At 59.8% G+C, this 15,234-nt stretch carries 17 protein-coding genes; 4 read left to right on the forward strand and 13 right to left on the reverse strand.

The window, feature by feature from the left end; translation table 11 throughout:
- The coding region (locus V2I08_RS04250) for an ATP-binding protein (protein WP_349633965.1) at window positions 1-294 on the forward strand (294 nt) is incomplete at its 5' end.
- 49 nt (window positions 295-343) lie between these two features.
- On the opposite strand, the gene V2I08_RS04255 is transcribed toward V2I08_RS04250, so the two are convergent.
- From V2I08_RS04255 to V2I08_RS04300, 9 genes are all read right to left on the reverse strand, one after another.
- On the reverse strand, window positions 344-793 hold the full coding sequence (locus V2I08_RS04255) for a hypothetical protein (protein WP_349633966.1): 450 nt from the start codon (window positions 791-793) through the stop codon (window positions 344-346).
- Between the two features lie 12 nt (window positions 794-805).
- Complete coding sequence (locus V2I08_RS04260) at window positions 806-1,039, reverse strand: hypothetical protein (RefSeq protein ID WP_349634132.1); 234 nt, start codon at window positions 1,037-1,039, stop codon at window positions 806-808.
- Window positions 1,040-1,225: 186 nt separating this feature from the next.
- Entirely contained in the window at window positions 1,226-1,978 is a 753-nt protein-coding gene (locus V2I08_RS04270) for an aldolase/citrate lyase family protein (protein ID WP_349633967.1), read from the reverse strand.
- Window positions 1,975-2,781 (reverse strand): 2-oxo-hept-4-ene-1,7-dioate hydratase, encoded by an 807-nt coding sequence (gene hpaH, locus V2I08_RS04275; protein ID WP_349633968.1) that lies wholly within the window; start codon window positions 2,779-2,781, stop codon window positions 1,975-1,977. Before hpaH ends, V2I08_RS04270 begins: the two co-directional genes overlap by 4 nt.
- Window positions 2,781-4,220 (reverse strand): aldehyde dehydrogenase family protein, encoded by a 1,440-nt coding sequence (locus tag V2I08_RS04280; RefSeq protein WP_349633969.1) that lies wholly within the window; start codon window positions 4,218-4,220, stop codon window positions 2,781-2,783. The genes hpaH and V2I08_RS04280 overlap by 1 nt, the downstream gene beginning before the upstream one ends.
- Window positions 4,217-5,623: an FAD-binding oxidoreductase gene (locus V2I08_RS04285; protein ID WP_349633970.1), complete on the reverse strand. Its 1,407-nt coding sequence runs from the start codon at window positions 5,621-5,623 to the stop codon at window positions 4,217-4,219. Before V2I08_RS04285 ends, V2I08_RS04280 begins: the two co-directional genes overlap by 4 nt.
- Window positions 5,620-6,522 carry a fumarylacetoacetate hydrolase family protein gene (locus V2I08_RS04290; protein ID WP_349633971.1) on the reverse strand — a complete coding sequence of 301 codons (903 nt, stop codon included), beginning with the start codon at window positions 6,520-6,522 and terminating at the stop codon, window positions 5,620-5,622. The genes V2I08_RS04285 and V2I08_RS04290 overlap by 4 nt, the downstream gene beginning before the upstream one ends.
- Window positions 6,523-6,525: 3 nt before the next feature.
- A complete protein-coding gene (locus tag V2I08_RS04295; RefSeq protein ID WP_349633972.1) occupies window positions 6,526-7,392 on the reverse strand; it encodes a hypothetical protein in 867 nt (288 codons plus the stop codon).
- The gene (locus V2I08_RS04300) at window positions 7,389-8,870 is read right to left on the reverse strand and encodes an aldehyde dehydrogenase family protein (RefSeq protein WP_349633973.1); all 1,482 of its coding nucleotides are present in this window, start codon (window positions 8,868-8,870) and stop codon (window positions 7,389-7,391) included. The genes V2I08_RS04295 and V2I08_RS04300 overlap by 4 nt, the downstream gene beginning before the upstream one ends.
- A gap of 202 nt (window positions 8,871-9,072) precedes the next feature.
- Here V2I08_RS04300 and V2I08_RS04305 point away from each other — a divergent pair, with 202 nt between their 5' ends.
- Entirely contained in the window at window positions 9,073-10,029 is a 957-nt protein-coding gene (locus tag V2I08_RS04305; protein ID WP_349633974.1) for a 2-dehydropantoate 2-reductase, read from the forward strand.
- Window positions 10,030-10,061: 32 nt separating this feature from the next.
- Here the strand turns inward: V2I08_RS04305 and V2I08_RS04310 are convergent, their stop codons facing one another.
- A complete protein-coding gene (locus V2I08_RS04310) occupies window positions 10,062-10,985 on the reverse strand; it encodes a LysR family transcriptional regulator (protein ID WP_349633975.1) in 924 nt (307 codons plus the stop codon).
- Between the two features lie 194 nt (window positions 10,986-11,179).
- Between V2I08_RS04310 and V2I08_RS04315 the strand changes: the two genes are divergently transcribed.
- A complete protein-coding gene (locus tag V2I08_RS04315) occupies window positions 11,180-11,590 on the forward strand; it encodes a DoxX family protein (RefSeq protein WP_349633976.1) in 411 nt (136 codons plus the stop codon).
- Between the two features lie 22 nt (window positions 11,591-11,612).
- Complete coding sequence (locus V2I08_RS04320; protein WP_349633977.1) at window positions 11,613-12,404, forward strand: class III extradiol ring-cleavage dioxygenase; 792 nt, start codon at window positions 11,613-11,615, stop codon at window positions 12,402-12,404.
- Window positions 12,405-12,447: 43 nt separating this feature from the next.
- Here the strand turns inward: V2I08_RS04320 and V2I08_RS04325 are convergent, their stop codons facing one another.
- From V2I08_RS04325 to V2I08_RS04335, 3 genes are read right to left on the reverse strand one after another with little or no spacing between them, the layout of a single operon-like run.
- On the reverse strand, window positions 12,448-13,104 hold the full coding sequence (locus tag V2I08_RS04325) for a glutathione S-transferase family protein (protein ID WP_349633978.1): 657 nt from the start codon (window positions 13,102-13,104) through the stop codon (window positions 12,448-12,450).
- Window positions 13,105-13,155: 51 nt separating this feature from the next.
- Window positions 13,156-13,986 carry a dioxygenase gene (locus V2I08_RS04330; RefSeq protein WP_349633979.1) on the reverse strand — a complete coding sequence of 277 codons (831 nt, stop codon included), beginning with the start codon at window positions 13,984-13,986 and terminating at the stop codon, window positions 13,156-13,158.
- A 34-nt stretch (window positions 13,987-14,020) separates the two neighbouring features.
- Window positions 14,021-15,058 (reverse strand): maleylacetate reductase, encoded by a 1,038-nt coding sequence (locus V2I08_RS04335; RefSeq protein ID WP_349633980.1) that lies wholly within the window; start codon window positions 15,056-15,058, stop codon window positions 14,021-14,023.
- Window positions 15,059-15,234 lie beyond the last annotated feature (176 nt).

The raw sequence follows: 15,234 nt of genomic DNA on the forward strand, positions 1-15,234 counted from the left end.
CTGGTCAATGCGCGCTATGAAAAAGGGGCGATGATCCTCACCTCGAACCGAGGCTTTGCCGAATGGGGTGAAATCTTCGGCAGCCCCGTCGTCGCCACCGCGCTGCTCGACCGCCTGTTGCATCACGCCATCGTCATCCAGATCGATGGCTCGAGTTATCGCCTCAGGCGACATGCAGACCTACTACCCGAGCATGTGCGCTCGACCGCCCGGATCACCCCGCCGGCGCCGACAGAAGCTCGTCGCCGCAGCCGACCGCCAAAAGATGGAGGTGTACCGATGCCCGGCTCCTGAACCTCAAACCGCAAAGTGGGGAATTTTACTTTGTCCGTTCCGGGGAAAATTACTGTGCCGTTGACAACAGGTAGTAAGGATGGCGGCTACCGTTGCGACTCGTTGACCAGCAACCCGACAGCGGCTTGCCGCAGCCGCCGCAAAGGATGAACTGGCGCAGCGGAAAATCATGGTTGAGGTCTTTGCGGGCTGGCACCCGTGCCGCGCTATGGATGCGATCCTGAATGCGGCGATAGGTATCGAAGCTGATCAGCGGCTTGTGCTTGGCCGGAACCAGATGCAAATCCCAATCGGGAATGGTGATATAGCCCGCATAGAGAACCCGCGTCAGCATCTCGGTGATGCGTTCGATGGTCAGGGTGCGGCGGCGCTTTTCGGGATAGTCGGAGCGCGATGCGAAATAGCGCATAAGCTCTGCCTGCGTCTGGAAACGACCGCTGGCGAAGCCTTCCAGCCCTTCCTGAATGAGTGACGCCAAAGGCTCGTCGCGCACGATCAACTTGCTATGGCCCTAGACCTTCTCGAACTTGTAGCCGATAGGCGCAGGGAACACCCAATAGCCGTCCATCGACCGCGCCTTCATGCGATTAAGCGTCGTCTCGGCATTCTTCTCGCGCTGGTGCTGATAGGCGCTTGCCAAGATATTTTCCTGAAAGCGGCCATCGGGATTTTCGCGGAACTCGTGGCACGGCGATGCCATGATGGCACCCGTCGCACTGATCGTCTGGCGAAGCTGCGCATACATGCCTGCCCTGGTCGCCGCGCGCTTCAATCCAGACCTCTAGGCCAAATACCAGCAGCTCATCGCTGCCGGAAAACCCGTCAAAATTGCCATCACAGCCGTCATGCGAAAACTCATCGTCACCGCAAATGCTCTGCTCAAAGCAGACCGACTTTGGCACCAATTCCCCGCTTGACCATCACGGATACTCTAGTCCTGCATTGCGCGGATTGCCGCCTCTGCCCCGCGCGCCAGGATCGCAACGTCCGTTGCCACTGCCAGAAAGCTCGCCCCGGCGCGGCGGTAATGGTCGATTTGATCGCGTACCAAGGCCATTACGCCTGCAGCTGATCCAGCGGCGACAATTCGTTCAATCGCATCGGCAACCGCAGTCACGACATCCGGGTGACCGGCATTGCCCAGATGGCCCATATCGGCGGCGAGGTCCGCTGGTCCTACGAAGATACCATGCACACCGTCCAATGCGGCAATATCCTCAATCAGGGCGAGGCCTGCGCGGCTTTCAACCTGAAGGAGCAGGCAGATTTCCTTCTCGGCATGGTGAAGATAATCAGGGATGCGGTTCCAGCGGCTGACCCGCGCCAGACCTGCACCGACACCGCGCGTGCCATATGGCGGATAGCGCGTGGCGGCGACAACGGCACGCGCCTGATCCAGCGTTTCGATCATCGGTACCAACAGCGTCCGCGCACCGATATCGAGATAATGTTTGACAAGCGTATGGCTGCTGTCGGCCAGTCGCACCATCGGCTCGACCGGGTAGGGGGCGACCGCCTGCAACTGTTGTAGAACCAGCGGCACCGTATTGGGCGCATGCTCGCCGTCGAATACCAGAAAATCGAAGCCGGAACCGGCACAGATTTCGGCGCTATATGGATTGGCAAGCGCCTGCCAAAGCCCGAATTGCGGTTTCGTGCCAAGTGCATTCTTGAATGCGTTCATGTGAATTTCGCCCTGATCTGGCCTAGCGGTCCATAGTCCGCAAATATGTTGTCGCCCTTGGCGAGGCCGATCGGCGCGGTGAACGATCCGCCCAATATGATCTGTCCTGCTTGCAGACCGACATTGCGAACAGCCAGTTTGCGCGCAAGCCACGCCACGCCAGTCGCCGGATGGCCCAGCACCGCTGCCGCGACGCCCGTTTCCTCGATCCCGTCGTTTACATGCAGGACCGCACAGGCCCAGCGCCAGTCAAAGACATCCGGCGCGGTTTTCACATCGCCCAGAATGATGGCGGCATTCGCGGCGTTGTCGGAAATCGTATCGACCACGGTGCGTGTCGTCCCGGTTTCGGTGTCGATCCGTTCGATTCGCGCATCGATGATTTCCAGCGCGGGCACCACATATTCCGTGGCGGCCAGAACATCTTCCAACGCAACATCGTGGCCAGCTAGGTCGCGTCGCAGCACAAAGGCCAATTCGACCTCGACGCGCGGGACGATGAAGCGATCGAAAGGCAAATCATCGCCCGAATGGAACAGCATGTCGTCCAGCAGGACGCCATGGTCCGGCTCGGTGATATTGGCGGCACGTTGCATAGCCCTGCTGGTCAAGCCGATCTTGTGCCCGATGACGGTCCGACCATGGGCAAGCTTGTGGTCGACCCAGGCCTGCTGGACGGCATAACCGTCATTGAAGCCCATTTGCGGAAAGCGCAGCGAAAGTTGCCGGATCTGACGGCGTTCGCGCTCGGCGCTGTCCAGTTCCGTCGCCAGCGCGGCAATGTCCTGCGGGGAAAGGGGCATTACAGTCTTCCTGCGTTGATATAGGTAGTCTTGACCGAGGTGAAGAATTCGGCCGCATAACTGCCCTGTTCGCGCGGGCCATAGCTTGACCCTTTTCGACCGCCGAACGGCACATGATAATCCACCCCGGCGGTTGGCAGGTTGACCATGACCATGCCGGTCTGCGCGTTGCGCCGGAAATGGCTCGCGTGCGAAAGCGAAGTGGTGCAGATGCCCGCGCACAGCCCGAAGCCAGTGTCGTTGGCAACGCTCAGCGCCTCGTCATAGTCAGCGACGCGGATTACCGCGGCAACCGGGCCGAACACCTCTTCACGCGCGATACGCATGGTGTTTGTGCATCCGGTAAACAACGCGGGGGACAGGTAGAAACCGGGGGGTGCGCGTTCCAGCCGTTCGCCGCCCTGAACCAGCTTCGCCCCTTCGGTGCGGCCGATGTCGATATAGGAAAGGTCGGTCGCCAGTTGCCGTTCGTCGACCACCGGGCCAATCATACTGTCTGGCGCACGCGCGTCACCAACGACCATCTGCCCCATCGCGGCCTGTAAAGCCTCGACAAATCGGTCATGAATGCGGTTGGTCACGATCAGGCGCGAGGAAGCGGTGCATCGCTGCCCGGTGGAAAAAAATGATCCATCGAGCGCGCATTGCACGGCCGTGTCGACATCGGCGTCGTCGAGTATGACCAGTGGATTCTTGCCGCCCATTTCGAGCTGAACTTTCTGCCCGTTTGCCGCCGCCTTCATCAGGATGGCATTGCCCACCCCTTCGGACCCCGTGAAGCTGACGGCATCCGTTCCGGCCAATAAGGCATCGCCCAGCGCCGCGCCGCGCCCCATTACCAGATTGAAAACACCGGCCGGAATCCCTGAACGATGAATGATGTCGGCCAGCGCCCAGGCACAGCCCGGCACCAGATCGGCGGGTTTGAACACCACGCAATTGCCATAGGCCAGCGCGGGCGCGATCTTCCAGGCCGGGATGGCGATGGGGAAGTTCCATGGCGTGATCAGCGTGATGACGCCCAACGGTTCGCGCGTGATTTCGATATCGACGCCCGGCCTGATGGATGCCAGCCTCTGGCCGCCGCCGCGCACAACCTCCCCCGCGAAGAAGCGAAAAACATTGCCCGCGCGCACGACTTCGCCCTTGGCTTCGCGCAGTACCTTGCCTTCCTCGCGCGCCAGCAGATCAGCCAGTTCGTCGGCCCGTGCCAGAATTTCGGCACCGATGCGGTAGAGTGCTTCGCTGCGTTCCTGAAGGCCGCCTCGCGACCAACCGGGAAAGGCGTGTCTCGCCGCATCGATCGCGGCGGTGACATCGTCGGGCGAGGCCTGGGCATATTCGCCGATCACGTCGTTCGTGTCTGACGGATTGATGTTAAGGCTGGCGGTTTTCCCGACAACCCACCGTCCGCCAACCAGATTGGCATATTGCGTCATGCCAGCAGCTTTCCGGGGTTCATCCTGTTATGGGGATCGAATGCGGCCTTCACTGCGCGCATCAAGCCGCGCTCCACCGGATCGCGATAGCGGTCCGCCTCGTCACGGCGCAGGGTGCCAAGGCCATGCTCTGCCGAAATCGAGCCGCGATGCTTGACAACAATGTCATGCACGACAGCGTTGATCGCATCCTGTTGGGCATGGAAAGCGTCCTGATCCGCCCCTTTTTTGGAGATGAAATCATAGTGGACGTTGCCATCGCCGAGATGGCCGAACACGATGAAGCGGATATCCGGCCATCCTCGCGCCATGGCGGCATCGGCTTCATCCAGAAATTGTGGCACAGAGGAAACCGGCACCGAAACATCATGTTTGATAACCTTGCCGCTTTTCGCCATCGCTTCGGCCAGCCGTTCGCGCAATGCCCAGAAGGCGCGTGCTTGCGACACCGAAGTCGCAACAGCGCCGTCGCTTATCGCGCCTTGCTCAAATGCTGTTTCGAGCAGGTTTTGCATGTTTTCACGCGCGCTATCTTCCGATTGCAGATCGGACAATTCCACCAGCACATACCAAGGGCCCCGCGTTTCGACCGGCCTGCGGGCATCGTCGAACATTTCCAGCACCAGCGTCAGACATTCTTCCGAGAAGAATTCAAAGCCCGTGACCATCGTGTCGAGCCGTCGGCGTGCCAGCCCGAACAGATCGAGCGCGCGTGACGGGGAGTCGAGGCTGACGATGCAGGTCGTCTGGGCGACGGGCCGAGGAAAAAGTTTCAACACCGCGCCGGTAATGATCCCCAGCGTGCCTTCGGAACCGATGAAGATATCGCGCAAATCATAGCCGCTATTGTCTTTGCGAAGGGCTTTTAGTCCGTCCCAGATTTCGCCGTTGGCGGTAACGACTTCGAGGCCAAGGCACAGGTCGCGTGCATTGCCATAGCGCAATACGCCGGTACCGCCCGCATTGGTCGCAAGATTGCCGCCGATGGTGCAACTTCCTTCTGCCCCAAGCGACAGCGGAAACAGCCGGTCGTGATTTTCCGCGGTATCCTGCACGCTTTGCAGGATACAACCGGCATCGAGCGTGAGCGTGTTGTTGACCAGATCGATGCTGCGAACCTTGTTCATGCGCGCAAGCGAAAGCACCAGCGCCGTTCCCGATTGGTCGGGAATGCAGCCGCCGGCCAGCCCGGTGTTGCCGCCCTGGGGGACGATGGGCACGCCGTTCGTATTGCACCAGCGGACGATGGTGGCGACATCGTCGGTCGAATCCGGTTGCGCGACAGCCAGTGCCTTGCCACCGCGCATATGACCCCAGTCGGTCAGGAAAGGGGCCATATCGTCATTATCGGTCAACAGTCGGCCGGAAAAGGCGGCGGCCAGATCGGCAAGGCTTTGCGTCACTGCGGAGCCTTTGCAGCGGCGCGATAATTGGCTTTGAGGTCTTCGCGCACGCGCTCGTCAAAGCCCAGTGCGACGCGGCGCACTTCCTCCGTGTCCATCGGCGGGTGTCCGATGCCGTCCGCGCGCGGGATAGGTGCTGCGGCGACTATATTTTTCAAACGGCCAAGGCCCGAAATTTCAAGCTCGATCGTGTCGCCCACGTCCAGCGACCGGGAATGGGCCGGGGTTCCGGTCATGATCACGTCGCCTGGCATCAGAGTGATGTATCGTGCGATGTCGGCGATCAGATAATTGGCTTCCCAGATCAGTTCCTCGCCGATGCTCGCTTCCTGCACCATCAATCCGTTACGATAGGTCCGCAGCACTTCCTTGCGCGGGTCCACACCGCGCACGATACCGGGGCCGATCGGGCAATAGCCGTCAAAACCCTTCACGCGCAGCATCGAACCCTGGTCGGTGTCACGGAAATCCTGCGCGCCCATGTCTAGAACAGGGGCGAAGCCAGCGATGCATTCCCATGCTTCGTCCAGCGTCACGTTGCGCGTCACCTTGCCGATGATTGCGCCGACTTCGCCTTCATAATTGAGATAGCGGGTGCCGTCATATTTCAGCAGCGTGCCATTATGGCCATTGGCGGCGGTGGGCGGTTTGGTGAAATAGGTGGGATTGTCGGTAGGCTTGGGCTTGCCTCGCGTTTCCATGCTGCGCGAAACATAGGAAATATGGGCGCCGATGATCTTGGTCGGCTCACAAGGTGGCAGGTGGACCAGATCGATCGGATCGACGCGGCGGCCATCGTTCAGACCCAACAGGCCATCATCCTGCATCGTACCCCAATATGCGCTGCCGCCCACGATTACGCGGCGGCGTTCGATGCGCGGACCTTCGAACGGGTTCATCGCTTACCCCTCAAACCAGATGTGAATATTGCCGGTGCCGCGCGCATTTTCATATTCGGAAAGCACTGTGCCCTTCGCGCGGCAATCGCGCCCGCCCATCGCGCCGACCATTTGCAGATAGTGGCCGCCCAGTCCCTCCCACGGGATTTTCGCATAGACGGTGGGAAAACGGTCGACGATCACGTCGTGGCGACCTTGTTTGAACAGTTCCACAACTTCGAGATCGCTTTTGATATTGGCTTCGCTCGACACATTGGCGGCATCGAAGATGCGCGGGCTTTTGCGAACCCAGTCAATCGGGTTGAACTTGTGGCTGAGCGCGCCCGATGCCAACAGCACCACATGCTTACCGCTTCGCCGGATCGCTTCGCCGATCACCGCGCCCATCTCAAGAAAATGGTGGCTTTCGCAGTTCTGGCAATTGCTCGCGGTCAGAACCTGCTCAGTTAGGTTAAGCTGTTTTACAAGATTTACAGTTGCGTAATGCTGGGGCAGGGCGGGGTCTTTGATCGACATCGCCATCACTTCGCGCTCTTCGGCAACCTGCTGGATCAGGTCAGCGAATTCGGGTGCGCCGCGATAATCATAGGGCACGCCGTGCAGATACCATGGCATTTCGTCGGACACATAGTTTCCGCGATACCCTTGCGCCCCCGCCAGCAGATGATAGCCGGTGGTGAACCAGTGGGTGTCGAAGATGATGATGATATCGGGCCGCGCTGCATCGATCCGCGCCCGCAGCCGCTTGTAGCCCTCGATCAGGTCTGAATCGCGACCGGCACCGTCCGTCAGGCGGAACTCGTCAGTCTGCATGAGGCCGGGATGGTGCGATACGATCGCGGCACCCGTGATTTTTCCGTCGTTGCTCATCGATGTGCAAAGCTCGCCTTGAAGGGGGCGGTGGGGACGATCACGTCCTTGATGTCGGAGAAGAACTCGAAACTATAGTCGCCACCCTCGCGACCGATGCCCGACTGGCCGCGGCCACCAAATGGCGCTGCAAGATCGCGGATGCCGAAGCTGTTGATCCAGATGAAGCCGGTACGCACCTGTTCGGCAACCGCTCTGGCATGGCCGACTTCGCCAAAGCACACGCCGCCAAGACCGTAGACCGTGTCATTGGCGAGCCGCACAGCTTCGGCATCGTCGGTGAAGGTCTGCATCACCAGCACCGGGCCGAAGACTTCCTCCTGAACTATCTCCGCGTCTGGCGCGACGTCCGTAAACATCGTGGGTTTGTAATAGAGCGGGCCAAAGGGGTGCGGTTCGCCGCCCCACAGCAGCCTTGCCCCGGCAGCCTTGGCCCTTTCGACATAGCCCTGCACCTTTTCAAACTGGCGGGGGTGGATGATCGGGCCGATTTCGGTTGCGGTGTCGCGCGGATCGCCGATCACCAGTTGTTCGACAATGGCGCGCATCTTCTCGACAAAGGCATCGCGCACCTGTTCGTGAACCAGAAAGCGCGTGCCCGCGAGGCATACCTGTGTAGCGTTGCGATATTGCAGCGCGCCGGTCGCGGCCGCGAGGTCAAGGTCTGCATCCTCCAGCACGATGAAGGGCGATTTGCCGCCCAGCTCCAGGCTGCACGGTATCAGGTTTTCGGCTGCGACCTTGGCGATGATCTTTGCCGTAGGAACGCTGCCGGTGAAGGAAATGCGAGAAAGACGCGGGTTCGCGACCAGCCGCGCGCCGGTTGTCGGCCCATGGCCGTGCACCACGTTGAACACGCCTGGCGGAATGCCCGCAGCCTCAGCCGCTTGGGCCAGTATCGAGCAGCCCAGTGGTGCCCATTCCGGCGGCTTGATGACGACGCTGTTGCCTGCCGCCAGCGCCGGTCCCGCCTTCCAGGTGGAAAGCATCAAAGGTGAGTTCCACGGCGTGATGATCGCGCAGACGCCGGCTGGATCGTGGCGCACATAATGGTGCGCCTGATGGGTCGCCAGTTCCTTGTCCTGTAGCTTAAGGGCGGCTTCGGCGAACCAGCGGATGTTCAGCGCCGCGCGCGGGATGATGCCATGTTGCAGGCGCGACAGCAGCACGCCGGCGTCGTGCGATTCGACCTGTGCAAAGGCTTCGGCCCGGTCGACAATGGCGTCGGCAAAGCGCTGCAGATAGGGCAGGCGGCCTTCCGCCCCCAGCGCGGCCCAGGCCGGAAAGGCGGCCAAGGCCCCGTCCACAGCCGCATCAACCAGTAGGTCCGATGCTTCGGGCATCGAACCGAGCATGCCCTGATCAATCGGCGAAAAGACCTGGAATGTCGCGCCTTCGTCGACCCAGGCACCATTTACATAATGGGCCGCGCGCACTGCGTGGTCGCCAATCGATAGAGTTGGGATGGCCTTCGTCATGCGCCATTTGATAGCAACAGCAATATTGATAAGTCAAACATATTAATATAGGTTATTGTAAATACATAGATGACAATATATGCAGCGAGGTGCAGCTTGGCAAACATGCATGACGCGACGTCGGAGGCGGCTATAGTTGCAGGGGCTGGGTGATCTCGATGAGGCATCAGCCCTCCTCAACCCTATTGAAGAGAGTGTGTGGATGAAGATCGCTATTGTGGGAGCGGGTGCCATTGGCACTTGGGTTGGCGCAAGGTTAGCCGAAACGGGGCATGACCTATCTGCCCTCGCTCGTGGCGATACGCTTGCGGCCCTTCAGAGCCGAGGACTGGGGCTGAAGACCGGCGAGCAGACGACCTTCCACCCCTGTCGCGCTTCTGCGGAGGCCGGGGCCTTGGGTGTGCAGGATATCGTCATGATCGCCGTCAAGGCGCAGGCTTTGCCGACCCTTGCACCGGCTATTGGGTCAATGATCGGCACCGATACGATGGTCGTGCCAATGCTCAACGGCGTACCTTGGTGGTTTATGGGTGAGGGGCAATCGCTGCGATCGGTCGATCCTGAACTTTCCATTGAGCGCTCGATCCCACGCCATGCCCTCGTCGGCTGCGTGGTACATGCTTCGGCGGCTGTGCCGGAGCCAGGTATCAGTCACCTGCGCATGTGTGACAAACTGATCGTCGGCGAGCCTTCGGGCGGCGTATCCGCGCGGGTCGGGGCCTTGCGCGATTGCCTTGAGTCTGCCGGGATTCCCACGGTCACGTCAGAGGATATCCGCAAGGAGGTGTGGTATAAATTATGGGGTAACATGACGATGAACCCCATGTCGGCACTGACATTGGCGACGATGGACTGTTTGCTGGATGATCCGTTACTGCGGACCTTTGCGCTACAGGCGATGGAAGAGGCGCGCAGTATTGGGGCACGGATTGGTTGCCCCATCACCGAAAGTGGTGAAGCCCGAATGCAGGTGACGCGCAAACTTGGCGCATTCAAAACCTCGATGTTGCAGGATGTAGAGGCTGGCCGGTCGCTTGAACTGGACGCCCTGCTGGCAGCGCCGTTGGAAATCGCTCAGGCTGTGGGAGCCGAAGCGCCCTATCTTGGTGCATTATTCGGCCTTGCCCGGACGATGGGCCGATCGCGGCAACTTTATTGAGCAGGGGTTCTGGAAGCAGACCGCGCATGGCATCATGTCGCCGATTGCGATGATTTCATGCGCGCGAAACAATCTTTCAGATGTTGCATGAAATCGACGATGGCTTCCGATTTCGGGCGAATGGCTGAACTGTAGAGCGTGACAAAGCGCGTGAATTCGGGATCGATAAGACGCCTGTGTTCCAGGTTGAAAGCGCGTGCCATTGGCGCAACATATTCCGGGCACAAGGCCACGCCCAAATTGGCTGCCGCCACGCCCAATGCCGTTGAGATGTTGTCGAAGACCTGGCCTGGCACAATCCTGTCTTCGATCGCCAGTCCTGCCATGGCCGCCTCCACGATCCGTTCATGATCGTGGCCGCCGGTGAAGAAGCGGACCCCTCGCAAATCGCGCCAGAAGAGCACATCCTTATGAGCCAAGGGATGATCGGCAGACAGCCAGACCACCCAGCGGGTTGGCAGAAGCTCTTCTGCGATCACGATATCGTCCGTCGCCCGGTCTGGGCCAACCGCTAGATCGGCTTCGCCTTGGGCAACACGTTCGCCCAACCATTCCACACTGGTTTCAATGAGAACGATTTCCGCTGCGGGATTTGTTATCTGGAACTGTGCAATCATTGCAGGAAGAATGGCGCTTGCCATGACCATTGGCGCGGCCACCCTGATGGTGCCTGCTGCTTGTCTCGCAAGGCCCTCGGCCACCCGTTCAAGGCTCGCCAGATTGCGGCTGAAGGTAAGTGCGGCCGGAAGTAACAGCCTGCCGGCATCGTTTAGCACCACCTTGCGCGTGCTTCTTTCAAACAAGCGGACCTGAACGATATTTTCTAGTTCAGCGATCAGGTTGCTGATGGCCGAAGTCGAAATATCGAGGCTGTGCGCGGCTGCGGTAAAGCTTTTGCACTGGGCAACGCTGACGAATGCCTCGATTTGTCGGGAACTGATGCGAAATCTTACCACAGGGTCATCATTGTTATAATCGTCTTAACAATCAAGAGCGTCAGAAAAATGCGTTGCGTCGGACGACCCCATGGCCAACATGGCAATGGGTTTGATTGTACACCCGTGGCAAACGATGCGTTGCCTTATAGGGCCTAGGATTGCTTTTGGGAATTCCTCTATCGTCGCGCGCATAGTGTGGGGAGGAAGTGACAATGAATGGACATTCCGGTGGTAGGGGATTGAACATCGCACTGTGGGTGGCGCAGGCTCTGGTCGGCCTGCCATTTACCTTGTTCGGCTTTATGAAACTGACCAGCCCGATCGCCGAACTGGCTAAGACTGTTCCCTGGGTGGCGGATTATTCGGAAGCATTCGTTCGCATGATGGGCGTTGTCGACATGGCTGGCGGCCTTGGCATGCTGCTCCCCGCGATTACCCGGATCAAACCGCAACTGACTATTTATGCCGCGATGGGCTGCATGGCGTTGCAGATCTGCGCCATGATTTTCCATGTCTTACGCGGTGAAGCGATGGTCACGCCGCTGAACCTTGTATTTTTTGCCTTGGCCGCCTTCACATTCTGGGGTCGCCGCTCGCGGGCACCGATCACACCGCGCGGGTGACGGGCAAATGACAGGCCGGGGAATGCTGCCAACCTATTTTCTTTCGCATGGCGGCGGTCCCTGGCCATGGATTGAAGGGCCGATGCGGTCCATGTTCGATGCGCTCGAACGGTCGCTCAAGGATATTTTTGCGGTTCAGGTGCCGCAGTTGCCCAAAGCCGTACTGGTCGTCAGCGGCCATTGGGAAGAGCCGCGATTCACGGTTTCCTCCGGTCCGATGCCGGGCATGGTCTATGATTATTACGGCTTTCCCGAACATACCTATCACATCAAATATCCGGCACCCGGATCGCCTGTACTGGCACGGCATGTCGCGGGGATGATGGCGGCGGCTGGCATCGATTGCCGGTCCGATCCAGAACGGGGTTTTGACCATGGCACGTTCAGCCTGATGCAGGCGATGCGGCCGCAGGCGGATATTCCCGTGGTCCAGCTTTCGCTGAAACAGGGCTATGACCCGGCCGAACATATTGCTGCGGGCCACGCCATCGCCGCGCTGCGCGAAGAGGGCGTGCTGATAATCGGAAGCGGGCTGAGCTGGCACAATCTGCGTATGCGCGGGCCAGCGGCAGCCGACCCTTCGAGCCGGTTCGACGCCTGGCTGGAACAGGCGCTGGTCGATCCAACGATGCGCGAAACCCAGCTTTTGAACTGGGCGGCGGCACCCGGAGCGCGCCTCAGTCATCCCAGCGAGGATCACCTCATCCCACTCATGGTGGCCGTGGGCGCGGCCAAGGGCAGCGCGGCTACCAGAGTGTATCACCAGACCGATCTGTTCGGATCGATTACAGCATCCAGCTACCGTTTCGACTGACTGGCCGCTTTTTTGATGAGCGGCCAGGCCCATAAAGTCGGACTCAAAGCGCGACGCCGGTGATGCCCTCGCGATCCAGCGCGGCCTGCTCCCTTGCAAGTACGCGCTGGAAAGCCGGGCGTGCGCGCACACGCTCTCCATGGGCGATCAGCGCCGGGAAGCGATCGAGCGCAAAGCCGCCCTTGCTCGCGGTGCTGCATCCCCAATAGATATATGTGTCGATGATCGACCAGCTTTCGCCATACCACCATCCGTCCCCGATGCGGGCCGCGATCTGCCCATATTCCTCCGTTAGTTTGATTGTGCCGTCCGCGCGCACGCCGTCTTGTTCGCCGGTGGTGAAACGCATGGGCATCCGCACCTGGCGCACCATAGGATGCATCGTACCGGAGCACCAAGACAGGTCGGCGCGATAGTCATGGCTGGCGATTGCATCGTCGGGCGCGGTGGAAAATAGTTTGTTTCCGCCGAAATGTCTGTGCAGGGTCCACAGGATCGCGGCGTTCTCGGTCATCAGTTTGCCGTCGAGATCGAGCGCCGGAACCTTGCCGTGCGGATTGATCGACAGATATTCCGCAGACCGTTGCGCGCCCTGCATGATGTTGACGCAATAATCGTCATACTCCAGCCCCAGTTCTTCCAGCGCGTGCATCGTGACGCGCGAGCAGGCGGACGGAAAATGATAAAGTGTGATGGTCATGCTGGTCCCTTCGATTTTTGTTCGGCAAGAGAGAGGACGCTTCATAAGCGTCTAGCAGCGCGCGAGCACAAAATCCCGCTGCAAAGTCAACGCATCGCTTTGAGGATCTACCCCATAGGGTTCGATCAGCGAGTTTTTCACGCCGAACACCACATCTGAATCAAGATAGTCGCCGTCGGCGGCGAATATGTGGGTAACGAGCGTGCGAAAACCGGGGGCGGCGATCATGAAATGGACATGCTCCGGTCGGAACGGGTGCCGCCCCTGGGCTTCGAGCATCTTTCCAACCGGGCCGTCATTGGGAATGGGATAGGGGGCTGGCCGGGCAGTCCAGCAGTGAAATGCTCCATCCGCGTCGGTCGTCAGCCGTCCGCGTCCGGCGAGACCGGGGCTGGCGTCGAGCAATTGCAGATCATAAAACCCGTCCTTGTCCGAATGCCACAGGTCGACCGTTGCTCCCCTGATCGGGCCGCCATTGTCGTCGAGCACCCGGCCCTCGATCCGCAAGGGCGTTCCTTCCAGATGGCCGCGAATGTTGTCACCCAGTGCAAAAACCGGAGGTTCGACATAGAAGGGGCCGAATACGGTGGTTTCGGTCGCGTCGCCCGGCAGACGGTGGTTTATCATATCAACCAGCATCGACACGCCCAGAACATCGGAAAATAGGATGAATTCCTGGCGCGTGTCAGAGCACATCTGGCCGGTCTTGGTCAGGAAAGCTATGGCCTGATCCCATTCCTCCTCGGTCGGTTCGATTTCCTTTATGAAGGCATGAAGATGGCGCACCAGCGCTTGGCTGATCTGCCTGACGCGCGGGTCGCCTGCCTTTGACACCGCGTTCAGCACGGCTTGGGTAAGCGTGTCCTCGTTCAGATCCTGCAATGCCTCTCTCCCCGGTTCACTATGTTGTTTACGATCAAGCCGCTGCGGGCACCGCCCCCTGCCAGGCGCGTGTCAGCAGCCTGACTATTGCATTGCGCTCCAACGGGCGCGGATTCCAATAAGGGCTGGCCAACGCGATGTCGGCCGCATCCTCAATTGCCGTTTGCGGCATGCCAAGGTCGCGCAGCGCCACCGGCAATCCGGCATCGCGGGCTATGTTCTGCAAGGTTGCAGAAGGGGCATCGCCCAGAACCGTGGCGAGCCTTGCTTGTGCGTGCGGGACGGCGGGCAGGTTATAGGCAAGCGCGTGCGGCAGGACGATGCTGTGCGTTTCGGCATGGGGCAAGCCAAAGCTGCCGCCCAGCGTGTGACATAGCTTGTGGTGCAGCGCCATGCCGGCACCTGCAAGACATTGCCCGCACAGCCATGCTCCATAAAGCGCGTCGGCGCGCGCTGCTCGATCAGATTTATCGGCAATAATGGCGGGAATTGCGCGGAAAAACGCCGCGATACCCTCAACCGCCATGATTTCTATCACCGGGCTGCGGTTTTCGGCATAGAGCGCTTCCACGGCATGGGCCATGGCATTTAGGCCCGATGCGGCGGATATGCGCGCCGGGAGGTTTTGCGACAGATCGGGATCGTAGATTACCAGGCGTGGCAAGACCCTGAGCGAGCGCTCAGTTGCTTTGCGGCCGTTGATCGTCTGGCCGACGACGGGCGTCACTTCCGACCCGGAATAGGTGGTCGGGATCGCAATCTGGGGAAGCGTCGTTCGCAGCGCGATGGCCTTGCCCAAACCAATGGTGGAACCGCCGCCAATGGCGATGACACCATCGACACCTGCCTTGGCCAACGCTGCGACAGCGGCTTCGCTCACAGCTACGGGCGTATGCATTTCCGCGTGGGGATAAATTAATCTAGCCCGTAGGCCGATCAGCGTTGCAACCGCTTCGGCCTCTGCTTTGCGACCGGGCGTGCTGAGTACGGCGGCGGCGCGGATGTCCATGCCGTCCAACTCTTCGGAGAGCTTTTGTATCGACCCGCTGCCGAATATGATTCGGCCGGGCATATTCTCATGCCAAAAGGGCGCTATTTTGCCCATGATGCTATTCATCGAATTTTAGCCGCATCCTTCCACCCCAAAGGCTGGACATGGGTACAGAATATGGATCATAAGGTCCAGTGCGTTATGAGTTTACCGACCATTCACACCCTCGCAATCACTTGGGCCACGACGAGGAAATC

It is taken from the genome of Sphingobium sp. MK2 (assembly GCF_040170545.1).
GTDB lineage: Bacteria > Pseudomonadota > Alphaproteobacteria > Sphingomonadales > Sphingomonadaceae > Sphingobium.